Raw genomic sequence first — 15,284 nt, 5'->3', positions numbered from 1 at the left:
AGATACGACAAGCTCGCCATCACCTATCGAGCGGCCGTCGTGATCAGCGCGATCCTGACATGGCTCCGCCAATAAAGGAGACATGCCCTAGTTCTAGTTTCCTGGTTACTGTCGTCTTCGCCGTCATCCTGACTTTGGCTGATAGCAGCAAGCTCTTCAGCGGTGTATGTCGCGAGTTCGTCTGGTAGGCTCCCGCGTGTTGCGAAGTAAGCACGCCATGATTGGTTTTCAACCTGAGTCCCAACTGACTTGAACGCTGCGGCGAACGACCGGGACGCCACGTGTCCGCCGCTCAGCCTGGCCGCCTCAAGTTCATCGGCACGAAGTGCCAGACCTGCATGCGGCCAGAACAGGGCAAGCGTCGACATTGCAGCTGCACGGTCTCGAGTCGACTTGTACTGCAGGCGACGGCCGACCTTCTTTCGCGCGTCGGGGTCGTATTCTCGCAATATCGACAGATCGCCGGCGGCGCGTCGATCGGCCTCGTAACTGAGAAGGGAAGCAATCGCTGTCGGGACACCGGACCATGCCGAGAACACGACATGTTTCGTGACTGAACCGTCGCTGAACTCTCTGAAATGTTTCCCAGGCTTCAGATAGGGCATCGACGATGGAACCCACAAGAGCTTCCACCAGCCTCGATCGATTGTGTTTTCGGCTAGCGCTCGAAGGTGGCCATTTCCCAGGTCGATTCGAGTGAAGCTGCGGATCTCTTCGGCTTGGAGCGACGGAAATCTCTCCAACGCTTGAGCGATGGTGGCATGGTCACGGCGATTGCCGAGCTTGTCCGAAATTACTGCCCCAATTTTGTAGCCATCCATGAAATTGGCGAAGTACGGAATCGACTTCCAATATTCGATGCCGATAGGTGCTTGAGCAGCGCGGCTCAGCCGTGCCAATGACGCCCATTCAGCGATGTCACGTGACGTCGGCATCTTCGAGCCAAGAGGGCGCACTTGTACAAGATCGGATTTGTCATCGAGCAACGGACGTTCCGCCCGAGACATAACAGGCAGCAGGAGCTTCCTCACCTCGTCCGCACGTTCCTGAACCGGGCCGTTAGATACAACTGACTCACGGTACCCGCGCAGGGCTGATTGCAAAGGGCCAGCTGGGTCTCGTACGTCTGAACCGTCAGATTCGAGCAGACCTGATTGGGCTGGGACGGAGAGGAAGCGAATCGTCGACATGAAATCATCAAGATGATTGTCTTCGTCGTCGCCGTACTCCGTGAAGGGCTTGTACGGAGTCGCAGACAGCATGAGCACACGAACGTCGTTATATTGGAAAAGTTCATTGGCCAGTTGTGCTGCTTCGCTGCCGTTGGGATCGAGAAGATGTTTGAACTTCTGAAATTCGTCGAGGATGATCAGATCCGGTTCAAGGGCTTCGACTCCAGCTTTCGACAATGCGGATCGGAGCTCGGCAATGAGTGTGTAGAGCTCGTCCTCATGGTTCTTGACCCATCTTTGAGAACTTGACTGGGCTATGAACTCATCTCTGAATTCTTCGAAGCGTGCCAGGGTTCCGTCCTTGGAGATTCGAGTACGAAAATGCTCCTCGACCTGTTTGTCGTAGCTGTCGCTGATCTTCCTTCTGAGCTTGTCGACAATCTCTCCGAAGCGCCTGGTTGTCTTAACTGCGCCGGTGAACAGTCTCTGCGTTGCTCTGCGCTTCTTCTTGTCATTTCCATTCGAGATGAGGTCAAGAAGGAAGACCAGGAGTGCTCGCTCGTCGGCGTTTCCCTGCCTCCATCCGCCCTCACTGAACGACGTGCCTGGGGTGAACGACACAAGGTTGACCTTGGAACGGCCGTCAGTGGGGAGGTCATTGAGCTGGTGATTCTCTTTGGCCAACAACGACAGTCGAGTGGCAACTGTGACCTGTTCGTCTTCCGTCACGTTGAGGCGTTTGAGATTCTGCTTGGCGAGATCCTGATTGCTGCAGATATAGACGATGTCGATGCGTGGAATTTGGTGTTCTGGCCTGGAAAGATGCTCGATGGTCTTTGCTATCAGCCCACGCGCAACGATGCTCTTGCCTAGTCCGGTTTCATCGCTGACGAGAAACCGGCGGCTGCTTTCGTCCGACTCGTCGCAGTAGAGCCGCGCGAACACATGCTCCACAGTGTCTAGTTGGAACGGTTTGAGGCTGCTTAGCACCTGGTCGGCGTTGAAGTCCTTTTCCACTTGGTCAGATCTCCTGCGTCCGTTTGAGAATCAGGTAGGCGCCCCAGACATTGCCCCAGAGTTCTTCGATGCTGTCGTCCAGGACTGGGCTTTCTCGTTTTGCATCCAATAGGCGAATCGCATCGATTATTCGTTTCGCCTGTTCCATTCCTTCGTGTTTGGACTCGACCGCCTGTACGAATGGCTCGAGAAGTGCGATGTCGTTGAGGTCGTATCCTCGTGTGACGGCTGAGCCGGTTGTGGTGGAAATCAGTTGAGAGCCTTCGAAACCATCGAGCTCTAGCAGTTGGGCGAGGAACCTGATCAGCGTGTCCGTGTCTTTGAGTTTCTGAGCGATGATGATGTCACGGCGATCTTCTATGTCGTCATAGATTGTGGCGAGAACAATAGAGCTGATTTCGAGATTGGCATCATCGGTCGCCGTCACCTCCAGAAAAGGCGAAATATCTGTTACATCGAGGCCCGTGTGGCTATTAGCCGTGTCCTCCGTCGTCGGAAATGCAGAACTCTCGACGAGGTTGGGTGACATCATGCGGTATCTGAACGTGACGTTTTCAGCCTCAGCCCGCGCGATCGTGGCACTTGCCGAGTCGTCGACCCAGACGCGAACGCCGTAAGGGGATTCGTCAAAACAGCGAATGTAGAACCGGGACCTCGCCAGTTCGCGGCAATAGGATTCTAAACGATACTGTGCACTTTCCGAGTCTGGGACGAGTTCACCGCCTTCCGTCGGATACGGCTCGGCGAGGTCACCAAGAGCAGAGACCACGGAATCTATGCCGTACTGTGATTGTCTGAGATTGAACTCCACCATCATCTCGACATTGCGCGCATACGCATGGGTGGTGGCATTTGCGGACCCGACGATGACTCGAGCTCTATGGTTGTCATGGATGATCAGCGCTTTCGCATGCAGTCCGGACAAGCCAGTTTCGACCGGGTCCACACTGTTTTCGGCGTTTAATTCCGTGAAGTTGGCTGCTTCGTTGAGGACCATGGGCTTCAACCTGCCATCAAGCGTCGATGGTTGAAGTCGGTCGAGCTGGTCAGGTCTAGACAACAGCGTCGTCGTTCCACGAAGTCCTGATCGGGTCGTCGCAAGCTGTTCGTCCGTGACAAAGGGGGAAATGATCAGGCCGTCGGTACCCTGAATGTCGAGATCGTAGGTCGCTTGCCCATCAAGGAAATGAAACACAGGATCTGCGCCATCCAGTCGTTCCCATCGGACCCTGCGAATTCTGCTGGCGAATTTGCTGATCCTATCCGACCGGTCGGAAGACAAGGGATTGACCGTGTGCCTAGGTAGGGACCGGAGAAATCGAATCAGGGGCTTGTTCTGCTGGTAGACGTCTTCATCGGGTTCATCAATGGCTTCTCCATCGAGTCGAAGAAGAATGTCCCAGCTGTGGTCCTCTGTGAGATTGCGACTGGCACAGAGCATTCTGTATGTGAAGTCAGAGCCTGACTGGTATTCCAATATCCAGACTTTTGGATGAAACAGCCCACCGCGCTTTGGCGCTACGGGATGGATCATCGGTTCGAGCAGCGTTGTCAGATCGTTGGATCTGCCCAACCGGATCTGGCCGGTTTGGACGAAGACATCGATCCGATCCGTAGCCCGACGCAGCGCCGAGAGCACGTCTGCTTCTTCGTCCTTCTTTCCGAACCGGCTACCTGCGAACGACAGTGGCACGGTCAGTGCGGACACGAGGTCGAGGGTGAACGTGGTGCCCACTGCCTGGGCCAATTCGTAACCGATCGGCGGTCTCAGCTCGTCTGCGAAGGCAGCTCGCGACTGTGGTTCAAGCATTATCGACCGGCGCCTTCTGTAGACCATCATGAATATCGAGAATGACTCGGCGGACTTGAGTCCAACGGAACGAGAGTTGACCTGCTCCGCTTGCGCCATTCCACCGAGCGAGCAGACGGGGGTTGTCCAACCGGGCTTGTCTCCTCTTCATCGTTCGCTCTCGCTCAGATACGAGCCGCACGGCATCGGCATTGGCGGCGATTGTGGAGGGATCCTTACTGGTAACAAGTTCGCCCCATGCGTGAATGAAAATTTTCGCTCTGGGATCGACTGGTCGTCGTCGAATTTCGGTCACTGACTCGACCAGCGCAGAGAAGTCCCACCTGTCGAGGACTCTGTCGGCGACAACGGAGACGGCCCACTTGTGAAGTTCCTCTTCGAACTGCTCTGTTCTGCCCTCGTGACGTTCCGGGAAGGCGTTCTCCGCTTTGCGTGCAAGAAGGAGGTTGTAGAGCAATTGCGCACCGTGGATCATCTTTGAGAAGACTTCAGCACGTTCCACTAGTTCTTTGGCCTCTCCTGTGCAGGAGCGAGCTGCGCTGTCGGTCCATAATTGTTCGCTGTCGCTTTCGGGCGGCCTGTAAAGCAATTCATTGAGCAATGAACTAGGCGAACTTTGGGCCATTCGGTCACGAAGCCATTCGGCTTCAGGCTCACTTAACGCAAATCCATCGTCGATCTGGTTGGGAAAGGTGCCTGGGACTGCAGGGAGCCCTGGATGCCACGGCCCGGTATTCGACGGACGGCTAGAACGTTTGAGCGTTTTGCCTCTTTGTGCTGCAGCGGCAGCTTGTTCCCGTGTCATATCCTGCATGGTGAGAATGCCGTAGTAGTTCAGCGCCGACCAATACATTGTCGAGGGGAGGGTCTTGAGAGCGTTTCCAGCTTGCCGTCCAATCAAGCCGTCGCGTTCGCCCGCGGCTTTGAGAGCATTGATCGTTGCGAATTCGTGTTTTCTCTCCTGCGCGAGAGGGTTGGCCGACGCATTGGCTTTGATGAAGGCCCAGGGGATGAAGAGCATGTAACGTGCTCTGGTCAGTAGTACGGAAGTGCCTGGGAACAGCCCGTCAGACAGGCCATCACGAAACTGCGATAACCCCAGTTCGTCTCGGCTTTCCTTCTGTTCGAACAGGCGGATCACATCGCGCATCTGACGCTGAGTCTCGCTTGACGCATCAAGCCAAGTAATTGCTGCGACCACTCCTGAACCTCCTGTTGTTTGCCTGGTAACAAGCAATACCAGAGAATTGGAGTGTTCAAGCGCAAAGACAACGAATATTGAGGTTTTGGGCGACAACTAAGCAGTATGCGTTCAGTAGCCTTGAGCCTCGTCTGGTGGTACACAAACATCAGATCGGAGCTTGGAGGATGTCGGCAGTTTTGGCGACTACGTCTGACAGTGATCGGTGGTCTGACGCCATGGCATTTGTGGGACTCGATCTTGTAGCCGCTGCCAAGTGAACTGAGTTTGTAGTGATCAGTGCAGTTGGCAAAGAGTGCACTATCGAGGTCGTGCACGTCAGTGCTGAGGACGATCTACTTGTCGAAACAACTCAGAACGCCGAAAGGCCGGCGTTGACGTACCAGTGGGATGGCCAAATTGATTTGTGGAATTCGCCCGCGATCAACCCGTGAAAGCGCTTCCAGCCCCTGAATCAACCGGTCGCAATGGGCGGCGAAAGCTGACCATGCGCACTACCGATCAAGCCATTCCTGAGCGAACGGGAATAGCCCCCCTTGAGCGTCACCACCGAAAATATCGCTCATGCAGCGCCGCGCTGGGCTGAAATTGAAGCGGGATTGCGCGATCTTTCGATCCCGGTAGGCCCTCGTCATCGTCATTCGATGACCGATAAGTGAGCGCATCTCTGCGCCGCGAGTCCCGGGATCTGGTGCTATGTCTCGGACATCGACTTCGGGCCTGCCTTCGTCTATATGGCTACGGTGATGATTGTTGGTGTGCTCTCATACGTGTTCCTTGTTGGACGTTTGAAACGGGTGGAGGAATAAGGAGTTTCCCGGTAGGCACATGCATCGGCCAGGGCTGATGCACGCCTGAGCGAAGCGGTCAGCAGCCCTGAATTCGTGCCCCAACATTCCCCATCCGAGCCCGTTCCACGATCACGGCAATATGCACCCGATTGCTCGTGTCCAGCTTGATGTTGATGCGGTTGAGGTGGGTCTTCACGGTGGCTGTGCTCATGAAGGTTGCTTCGGCGATCTCCTGGTTCGACAGACCCTGCGCTACGAGGACCGCGATCTCAAGCTCCTTCTCGGTGAGATCAGCCAGGAGCTCTGTGGCCTCACGCTGGAGACGCTGGTCCTGCCCTGTCGTCACCTTCGAGATCAGCTGCTGCATCGACCTCGGGGAGAGGATCGGCTCGCCGATATGCACCTTGCGGATCGCCTCGGCGAGAGCCACCGGACCGATGTCCTTGAGCAGATAGCCGGCGGCACCAGCCTCGAGTGCACGGAAGAGATAGTCATCGGTGTCGAAACTCGTCAATGACACAACCTTGGGCGGACGAACACTGTTGACCAGACGCTCGATCGCCTCGATCCCGCCGATGCCGGGCATGCGAATGTCCATGAGAACGACATCGGGGAAGTGCAGGGCCACCTTCTCGAGTGCCTCTTCACCACTTGACGCCGAACCCACGACCTCGATGTCTTCGGCAGCCTGGAGGATCCCTCTGATCCCGGTGATTACCATCGCATCGTCGTCGACGACGAGCACACGGATCGGGGCAGCGTTCTGGGTCATGATCGACACATTACCCGAGGGCAATGACACCGATAGTCGGGTCGCTCAGCTCCGGTGGGTGAACGGCGGAATTTTCGCGTCGACGACGAATGATCCGTCGCGAACACCGATGAAGACCTCGCCCTCGAGCATCACCACCCGCTCCCGAATTCCCTCGAGCCCCGCACCCGATCCCGTCGACGACAGCTCCCACCGACCAGTGGGGTTCGACGAACCCACACGGGGCGACGACGTCGGATAGGGCGGAATGCCAGGAGCCACCTCGGCGAGGGAGGGATTGGGCGGCTGGAAACGATTGGTCGGCGGCGGCAGGGGATTGTCGATGACGATGTGCGCACCGAGGTCAGCCGACACCGCGACCTCAAGCGTGACTGGTGCACCCGGCGCATGCTTCATCGCATTCGTCAGTGACTCCTGGACGATGCGATACACCGCACGATCGAGGACCGCGGATGCACTCTCGACATCCTGGATGACGACCGACGGGCGAATGATCGTGCCGGTGGATTGCACCGACGCGACCAGCTGGGGGATCGAGCGCATCGACGCAAGGCTCGGGGGAGTCGACGCTTCTTTCTGCGAACCGGCGTTGGCCAAAGTTCCCTCCCGGACTCCGCCGACCAGATGCCGAAGATCTTCCAGGGACGCGTGCGCCTCCTGACGCAGCGCCGAGGCGGTCGACGCGACATCGGCGTCATTCTTGCTGCCGACCTCGAGCGCACCGCTGTGCAGGGAGATGACCGAGAGCCGGTGGGAGAGCGTGTCGTGGAGCTCCCGGGCGAGGAGTTCACGTTCGGACTGACGGGCGAGCTCCGCGGAGAGGGAATCATTGCGCTGTGTCTGCCGCGCAGCAATCGTCTCGACGGCCTTCATCCGCCTGGTCCGGCGCAGCAAAGCACCGACGCCGAGGCTGATGCCGAGTCCGATGACCGCCGCGGCGATGGTCACGAGGGTGATGGCCAGCAGCGCATCGGCCGGGGGTGCGGGCGAGTCGAGGTTCGTCATCTGTTCGGGGTCGGGCAGGAACAGGATAGCGAACGGGTTGAGCTGGGCCGGTGCCAGACACATGCGCACGGTGGCCCCGATGACCAGGACCGATGCTACCGCCGAGGCGATGATTGCCTGCCGCTTGGAACCGCGGACGACGAGATGGAAGAGGCCGATGAGCAGCAGGAACGCATCGCCCCACCCTGCCGCAAGCAGGGCCCCGGCGATGAACGGTACCCAGGGCCACTTGTGCCGGAAGAAGACCGTCGCCCACACGGGAATGAGGAGGAAGACCGCCACGATCCCCGTGTTGCTGATGGTGCCGTCGGCAAAAGCCCACGTGTTCGACGTCAGTGCCATCACTGAGATGAACAGGCCGAAGAGGAAGAGGACTGCGCCGACGAGGATGCTCACGGCGATGCGCACCCAGTGAGGAACCTGTCGTCGCCGTGGGTGGGCGAGGTTCTCAGGGCGCTGCTGAGGAAATGGATGGCCTGACACAAGTGAATAGTAGCGGCGGGGTCTGACACGCGTAGTCCGCCGATCGGGTGGACCGACTCAACCGATCGGCTAGTCGATTCGACCCAATGGGTGGACGTGCAAATCCTTGCCACCCGCGAGGCTTGACGAGTCAGCACGTCACAGCCTTTCAAACACCCTTTCAAGGAGCATCATGTCCAACCCCCGCGACCCTCAGTATCCCGGTCATCCCCAACAGCCCGGTTCACCGCAGCCAGTTCCCAATGCGGCCGGGTCTCAGCCCACTGATCCCCAGCAGTGGACACCGCAGTACGCCCATTCCGGACCCAACCAGGGCGGCCCGAACGGCTCCGGTTCCGGGTATCTCAACTCGGGTTCGTTCCCTCAGGATGGCTCGGCGCAGGGCTACCCCGGAGCACACTCCGGCTATCCAGGTGAGCACCCGAGGCAGCAGGGCTACGTCAGTGGTCCGTATGGCGGTCCAGGTGGTTCCTATGGACAGAAGCCGCCGAAGGCCAAGAAGCCTCTGCTTAAGCGCTGGTGGTTCTGGGTCATCGCCATCATTGTGGTCATCGCACTGTTCAACGCCTGCAGCGGCGGAGGAGATGTCTCAACCGATGAGGCCGGTGCTTCGTCTCAAGATGGGAAGGCAGTAGTCGCAGACAAGAAGGACGCGGGCACGGACAAGAAGGACGCGGGCACGGATAAGAAGGACGAAGCAAAGGCAGCGGAGGGTGCAGATAAGAAGGCCTCCTATGGAATCGGCGACGCGGTTCAAGCTGACGGGTGGGAGATCACGGTCAACAAGGTCGACGACGGTGTGGCGAAAGTCGGGAACGAGTACCTCGGTGCAGAGGCCCAGGGACAGTTCGTGACCGTGGACGTGTCGGTGAAGAACACTGAGTCCGAGCCGGACTACTTCTTCGAGGACAACATCAAACTCGGCGACGATGCGGGCAACAGCTACTCGGCGGATACTGAAGCAGGAATCTATGTCGACGAGAACTCGATCCTCTTCCTCGAAGAGATCAACCCGGGCAACACTGCCAAGGGAGTGCTGGTCTTCGACGTCCCCAAGGACGTCAGCCCTGATCGCCTCACCTTCGAAGGCGGAATCTTCTCCGATCCGATTGAGATCTCGCTGAAGTAGGGGGTCTCCGTGAGGCTGAGGTAACAGACGTGGAGCGGCTCGGACCAATGATGGCCCGAGCCGCTCCTCTTTATATACGTGTCTGTCTGTTTATGCGCTCAGTTCTTGGCCACGGTCGATGATCGCCCTGGCCGCAGTGAGCGTCTGCCCAAGGAAGCCCGCACCGAACAGCTTCACATGAGCGAGTAGCGCGAAGAAGCTATGAGCCGGCAGATCCCGTCGCCACCCGTCGGGCATCGGATGAGCAGCCTCGTAGCCGGTGAAGATCTCGTCCAGGAATGGTGTCCCGAACAGCGCGAGCATGGCGAGGTCCTCGAGACGGTGCCCACCATGAGCAGCGGGATCGATGAGCGTGCAACCCGAGGGCGTCCACATGAGGTTTCCGGCCCAGAGATCCCCGTGGACTCGTGAAGGCTTTTCACGTCCCTGCCCGGCAATTCCTTCGAAACTGCCTGCCGAGATTGCGCTGATCGCCGAGGTGATCATCTCCCTTTGTTCGTTCGACAGTTGGTTGCTGATGTCGGTCGCCATAGGTTCCAGACGCGTCTGCACCCAGAACTCGGTAAATGATGCGCATGAGGCGACTTCTACCTCGAATGGAGAATCGAGCGGACCGAACCACGCTGGTTCCGCAGGAGCCCAGCCGAAAGCTAGAGCACCGGAATCATGGAGCAGGGCAAGCTGACGGCCGAAAGAGAAGGCCGAGCTGGCATCAGGTGCAGTCTCCTCGATACGGTCCAACTGGAGGCTGCTCGCACCATAGTTGATGACGTCGACAACAGGAACAACATCCGGCTCGGCAAGCCACCTAAGTCCCGCAGCCTCAGCGGCGAAGAATCCTCGCGGGGCACCGACACGTTCTTTGATGAAGTCGCACATACTTTCAGAGTACTTCTTGCAGCAACCCCAGTTGCAGAAGAATGCGACCAGTAATTCTGTATGCCGCACGTAGGCGAGACGGAGCCTTCGCGGGGGACAAAATCAAGTAGTGAGACTGCAAGTAAAGAAATTTTCACCAAAGTATCAACTGCTTGTACTGTTTGTGAGGTGAGTAACTATTCAGAAACCGACGCTTCAATTGGAGATCGGCTGCGCCGGAGGCGGAAAGCTCTGCAGCTGACGCTCCAGCAGGTTTCGGATGCCGCAGGAATCACCATTGGATACTTGTCGCAGCTTGAGCGGGGCCGTTCGGTTGGCAGTGTCAGCACTCTGCAGAAGATCTGCGAAGTACTGAAGCTCAAGGTTGGAGACCTTTTCGAATCCAGCATGAATAGCTCGAAACCGGTTTTGCGCTTTCTGGACGCGGCTAGTCGGACATTCGGCAAAGGTGCCTCGAAGTTCAAACTCACTCCGGCCTATTTTGACCATTTGGAAGTGTTGCTGGGCGTCTTCGAACCAGGTGGGAACACCGGCAATGCAGCCTACACGCACGGGGCCTCTGAAGAGCTCTTGCTAGTCCTGGATGGAAACGTTGAGGTTGAGGTCGACGGCGAGGCGCATCGTCTCGGGCCCCTGGACTCAATGACGTATAACAGCAGCCAGCCGCACAAAGTGTCCGAGAGTACGGGAACCTCTCCAGCCACAGTTACATGGACCATGGCACCGCCCACCTACTGACGTTGGCGATTCGCGATATTCGCACTCGCGCACGATCTAAGCTCAAAGGAGAGAAATTTTGGAATCAATCCTGGACCAACGAGTCCCCAGTCAGAAGAAAGAGATTCGTGGCGTCGGGGGGATGGCGTTCACTGAGCTTTGGGAAAGATTCTCGTTCTACGGTCTTCAGAGCATCCTCGCCTTCTACCTGCTCTACGAACTGTCGGAGGGTGGGTTGGCGCTTCCTGCGGCTGCTGCCGCAGGAATCACCGGCGCGTATGGTGGATCCGTTTATCTCGCTCAGCTTCTGGGAGCATGGGCGGGTGAAAGGCTGATCAGCCCTCGTTCGATGGTTCTTGGTGGCGGTATCGTCATTGCGCTCGGCCACATCACACTCGCAATCGCACCCGGATTCGTGGGGCTGTGCAGCGGCCTGGCCATGATCATTTTTGGGACTGGCGCCCTGAAGACGAATATCACGTCGATCGTCGGCTTCATTTTGGACAAAGAGCCGGCGGCGAAAAAGGACGCGGGTTTTTCGTACTTCTACATGGCCATCAACACGGGCGCGGTGCTGGGCCCATTGACTACGGGCTTCGCACAGAATGAGTGGGGATTCCACTTCGGTTTCGGACTCGCCGCAGTAGGCATGATCATCGCCTTGGTTCAGTACGTCTATTCATCACGATTCTTGCCAGCCCGAGCAAGTCAAGTGACTCGTCCGCTTCCTGCTGGATCGAGGCGCAGAGCCGCAGCTATCGCTCTTGCCGCTATCGTCGTCCTGGCTGCTGCGTCGATTGCCGGTCTGCTGAAGGCAGAACGACTGTCGACGATAGTCACAGTTGCCTGTCTGGTGGCAGCGGCTGCGTATTTCACAACTATTCTCAAATCCACCAAGGTCAATGCGTTTGAACGTCAGAGGGTTAGGTCTTACCTTCCGCTGTTCTTGGCTTCGAGCCTGTACTTCGGGCTTCTCTTTGCAAAGTTCACGGCTATTTCTCTGCTCGTCAACGACCGGGTCGATCTGACTGTTGGGGGCTGGTCGTTTCCAGTCGGTTGGATCACTATGATCTCCTCGGCTTCAGGTGTTGCAATGCTGCCTGTCGCAGCCGCAGTTTGGAAGCGGATGGGCTCCCGCCAGCCAAAGGCCGGAACTAAATTTGCCATCGGGCTTGTGCACATCGGATTGGGCTTCGCGTACATCCTGCTTATCTCAGTGGCCCATCACGGCAGCTCGATTCCGTTCGTGTACATTGTCATCTTCATGTTCATCATGGGCAGCTCTGAGATTTTCATCGGGCCTATTGGCCTCTCACTCGCCACCCAGATTGCGCCGAAGGCATTCACTGCGCAGATGGTAGCGATCAACTTCCTCACCCTCGCACTCGGTTCGTCGCTGTCAGGTCTGTTGGGGCAATACTTCACAATTGTCTCCAACGACGTCTACTTCCTGACCATCGCGCTCGGCGCCGTCATTGCAGGACTGTTGCTATATGCGGTGCGCAAGCCGGTACATCAAGGCCTCTATGCAGGAATCGAGGAGTGAAGACCATGCATGGTCAGAAATTTGCGGTTATCGGCACTGGAACTATTGGGGCTCAGGTCATATGGCAGTTAGCAAAGAAGGGTGCTGATGTCACTGGTTATGAGCTGTACAGTCCCGGGCACTCACGTGGTGCAGCCGGTGGCGAGACGCGCCTGTTTCGCCATATGGAAGCCGAACACGTGGAGTATCTGCCGGTAATCGGCCGAGCCGACGCTATATGGAAAGAGCTTGAGAAAGAATCCGGCAGAACGCTGCGCAATCTCAATGGTGCGTTGATGATCGGTTCTGAAGGTTCACCGTCAACCGAGAACGCCTTAGCCGCGGCGGATCGGCTCGGTTCCAGCGCCAAGGTCTTCACCCACAAGGAAGCGCAGAAGCGATTCCCGCAATATGCCTTGAACGACGATGAAATCGCAATCCTCGACACGAGTGCGGGTACGATTTTCCCCGAACGAACTGTGAGAGCTGCGGCGGACGCTGCCGTCGAACGTGGAGCGCGAATCGTGCGAGAGAGCCGAGTCGGAGATATTCGGCAAGATGGCGACAAAGTCTCGATCTCTGTGAACAACGAGACAGCGATCTATGATCGTGTGATTGTTGCGGCAGGCGCCTGGACATCGTCGCTACTTCCCGACATGGCACAATTCCTCGCTACTCGCCGACTTCTGTCAGGCTGGTTCCTTCCTGCCGCAGGAAAGACGATTGACGGAATCTTGCCGTATATGCGACTCGACCCGAACTACTCATATGGCTTACCGACTGCGGACGGGCTTGCGATGAAGCTCGGTGTCGGTTTTCCGCACCATCTGCCGGTGACTTCCCCAGATACAGCTCCAATGCGAATTTCTGACGTCGATCTCGAACCGATAAGAGCTGTAGCCCGAGATCTATTTCCAAATCTGGACGACTATCCGATGCGAGCTCAAGCTTACTTTGAGGCATACACTCATTCGCGGCGGGAGTACATGAATTTCCACCCGACTATGTCGAACGTGTTTGTGTGTGCGGGTTTCTCCGGAAAAGGATTCAAGAACTCACCTTTTTTCGGCGAGCTGGCCGCCGATACGGTGCTGGGGCGCAATCTGTCCGTTCCAGAGGCGCAGTTCATTCTCGACTTTGAACACGTTGCCAAAGCACCTGTGTGACCAATTGATTGAGAATTAAAGCTTCGTGGCCGGGTCCGACGAACTGTCTCGCTGAGTACATCATTCCGATCAGCTGTACCCAATCAGATGCGCGAACACCACTGCTGCGATGGCGATCGTCACCTGCACTGCGATCAGCGGCAGCATCCAGCGAACCCATTTGATCCAGGGCACACGGGCCAACGCCAATGCCGCCATGAAGAAACCGCTGGTGGGGAAGCAGAGGTTGCCGATTCCGTCGGCGAGCTGGAACGCCAGCACCGCGGTCTGCTGCGTCACGCCGACCATCTCAGCCAGCGGCGAGATGATCGGCATGGTCAGCGCGGCCTGCCCGCTGCCAGAAGGAACGATGAAGCTCACGAGACCTTGGAAGAAGAACATTCCTACGGCCGACAGCCACGGTGGCAGGTGACCGATCAGATCAGCGAGATTGACGAGGATCGTGTCGAGGATCTGACCGTCTTGGAAGATCACCAGGATCCCGTAGGCGACACCGATGACAAGGGCTCCAGTGACGAGGTCGCGGGCGCCGGTGATGAACGCCTCGGCGGTCCCATTCATCCCCAGTCCGCCGACGGCACCCATCACGATTCCCATGAGCAGGAAGAGGCCCGCGATCTCGGTGAGGTACCAGCTGAGGGCGGACACGCAGATGGCCAGGGTGACCAATGTGGCAATGAGCACGACGAAGACCAGCTTGTGGCGCAACGTGAAAGTCAGGGTCTTCGAGGCGCCATTGCGTCGAATCTCGTCAGCGAGTGAGTCCTGCTGATAGAGCATTCCCTTCGTCGGGTCCTTCTTCATACGCTGGGCATAGCGCATCACAAAGACGATCGCGACACCGAGGAGCAGCGCCCACAGGATGAGGCGCAGCCACATACCGGAGAACAAGGGCAGCCCTGCGATGCCTTGGGCCACTCCGACTGTGAATGGGTTCATGAATGCAGCCATGAAGCCCGAGCTAGTTCCCAGGAGCACGACTGCTGCGCCGACCATGGAGTCGTAGCCAAGGGCAACGGCGATGGGCACAAGAATCGTGATGTAGGGGATGGTCTCCTCTGCCAGACCGAGCATTGCGCCGGTCAGCGAGAAGAACGTCATCAGCACGGGAATGAAGAGAATCTCCTTGCCCCGCAGTCGCTGTGTCATTGCTGCGACGGCCGAGTCAATGGCACCGGTGGCTCGCAGCACACCGAATGATGCCCCGACGATGAAGACATAGAAGATGATGTCGGCCGCACCGACCATGCCGTTAAAGACGGCGGTCAGAATGTCCCAGAACGATGCTGGGGTCGGATCTACCGCGTGGAACGTTCCGTCGATGATGACATCGCGGCCGTCGACCGTTTCTCGATCGAAGATCCCTGCCGGCACGATATGGGTCAGTATCGCCGCAATGGTGATGATGGCCATGAGGATGACGAAGACGTGGGGCATCTCCCTCTTCCGCCGAGGTGGTGCTCCGGTAGTCTGCTCAGTGATTTGAGTCGATGGTGTCTTGGAATTGGTCATGGTTCCCCTGCTTCATTGCACGTTCACGACAAACATTGTTTCCAATTCATCACCTTACCTTGCGGTCAAGGGCATCGATTGTGAACAGTGGAGGCACAGAAGGTG

General features: G+C 57.5%; 11 protein-coding genes. 4 read left to right on the top strand and 7 right to left on the bottom strand.

Going from position 1 to position 15,284, the window contains the following annotated elements:
* Positions 1–23: 23 nt before the first annotated feature.
* The 5 genes from MPN20_RS16050 to MPN20_RS16030 all read right to left on the bottom strand — a co-directional run bounded on the left by MPN20_RS16050 (position 24) and on the right by MPN20_RS16030 (position 8,251).
* Positions 24–2,189 carry a DEAD/DEAH box helicase family protein gene (locus MPN20_RS16050; RefSeq protein ID WP_242783772.1) on the bottom strand — a complete coding sequence of 722 codons (2,166 nt, stop codon included), beginning with the start codon at positions 2,187–2,189 and terminating at the stop codon, positions 24–26.
* Positions 2,190–2,193: 4 nt separating this feature from the next.
* The gene (locus MPN20_RS16045; protein ID WP_242783771.1) at positions 2,194–3,999 is read right to left on the bottom strand and encodes a phospholipase D family protein; all 1,806 of its coding nucleotides are present in this window, start codon (positions 3,997–3,999) and stop codon (positions 2,194–2,196) included.
* A complete protein-coding gene (locus MPN20_RS16040) occupies positions 3,992–5,200 on the bottom strand; it encodes a DUF6361 family protein (RefSeq protein ID WP_242783770.1) in 1,209 nt (402 codons plus the stop codon). The genes MPN20_RS16045 and MPN20_RS16040 overlap by 8 nt, the downstream gene beginning before the upstream one ends.
* An 867-nt stretch (positions 5,201–6,067) precedes the next feature.
* A complete protein-coding gene (locus tag MPN20_RS16035; RefSeq protein ID WP_242783768.1) occupies positions 6,068–6,763 on the bottom strand; it encodes a response regulator transcription factor in 696 nt (231 codons plus the stop codon).
* A gap of 45 nt (positions 6,764–6,808) precedes the next feature.
* Positions 6,809–8,251, bottom strand: coding sequence for a histidine kinase (locus tag MPN20_RS16030; RefSeq protein WP_242783766.1), 1,443 nt, complete (start codon positions 8,249–8,251; stop codon positions 6,809–6,811).
* 172 nt (positions 8,252–8,423) lie between these two features.
* Here MPN20_RS16030 and MPN20_RS16025 point away from each other — a divergent pair, with 172 nt between their 5' ends.
* On the top strand, positions 8,424–9,380 hold the full coding sequence (locus MPN20_RS16025; RefSeq protein WP_242783764.1) for a DUF4352 domain-containing protein: 957 nt from the start codon (positions 8,424–8,426) through the stop codon (positions 9,378–9,380).
* A 90-nt stretch (positions 9,381–9,470) separates the two neighbouring features.
* On the opposite strand, the gene MPN20_RS16020 is transcribed toward MPN20_RS16025, so the two are convergent.
* Complete coding sequence (locus MPN20_RS16020; RefSeq protein ID WP_242783763.1) at positions 9,471–10,259, bottom strand: fructosamine kinase family protein; 789 nt, start codon at positions 10,257–10,259, stop codon at positions 9,471–9,473.
* 168 nt (positions 10,260–10,427) lie between these two features.
* Between MPN20_RS16020 and MPN20_RS16015 the strand changes: the two genes are divergently transcribed.
* Genes MPN20_RS16015 through MPN20_RS16005 form a run of 3 tightly spaced genes read left to right on the top strand, consistent with a single transcriptional unit; the run spans position 10,428 to position 13,667 of the window.
* Positions 10,428–10,997 carry an XRE family transcriptional regulator gene (locus MPN20_RS16015; RefSeq protein WP_242783762.1) on the top strand — a complete coding sequence of 190 codons (570 nt, stop codon included), beginning with the start codon at positions 10,428–10,430 and terminating at the stop codon, positions 10,995–10,997.
* 58 nt (positions 10,998–11,055) lie between these two features.
* The gene (locus MPN20_RS16010) at positions 11,056–12,522 is read left to right on the top strand and encodes an oligopeptide:H+ symporter (RefSeq protein ID WP_242783761.1); all 1,467 of its coding nucleotides are present in this window, start codon (positions 11,056–11,058) and stop codon (positions 12,520–12,522) included.
* 5 nt (positions 12,523–12,527) lie between these two features.
* The gene (locus MPN20_RS16005; protein WP_242783773.1) at positions 12,528–13,667 is read left to right on the top strand and encodes an FAD-dependent oxidoreductase; all 1,140 of its coding nucleotides are present in this window, start codon (positions 12,528–12,530) and stop codon (positions 13,665–13,667) included.
* A gap of 69 nt (positions 13,668–13,736) precedes the next feature.
* Here the strand turns inward: MPN20_RS16005 and MPN20_RS16000 are convergent, their stop codons facing one another.
* A complete protein-coding gene (locus MPN20_RS16000; RefSeq protein ID WP_242783760.1) occupies positions 13,737–15,179 on the bottom strand; it encodes a YfcC family protein in 1,443 nt (480 codons plus the stop codon).
* Positions 15,180–15,284: the final 105 nt, after the last annotated feature.

The sequence above is a fragment of the Brevibacterium sp. ZH18 genome (assembly GCF_022748595.1).
In the GTDB taxonomy this organism is placed as follows: domain Bacteria; phylum Actinomycetota; class Actinomycetes; order Actinomycetales; family Brevibacteriaceae; genus Brevibacterium.
This window is presented reverse-complemented; position numbering and strand designations above follow the sequence as displayed.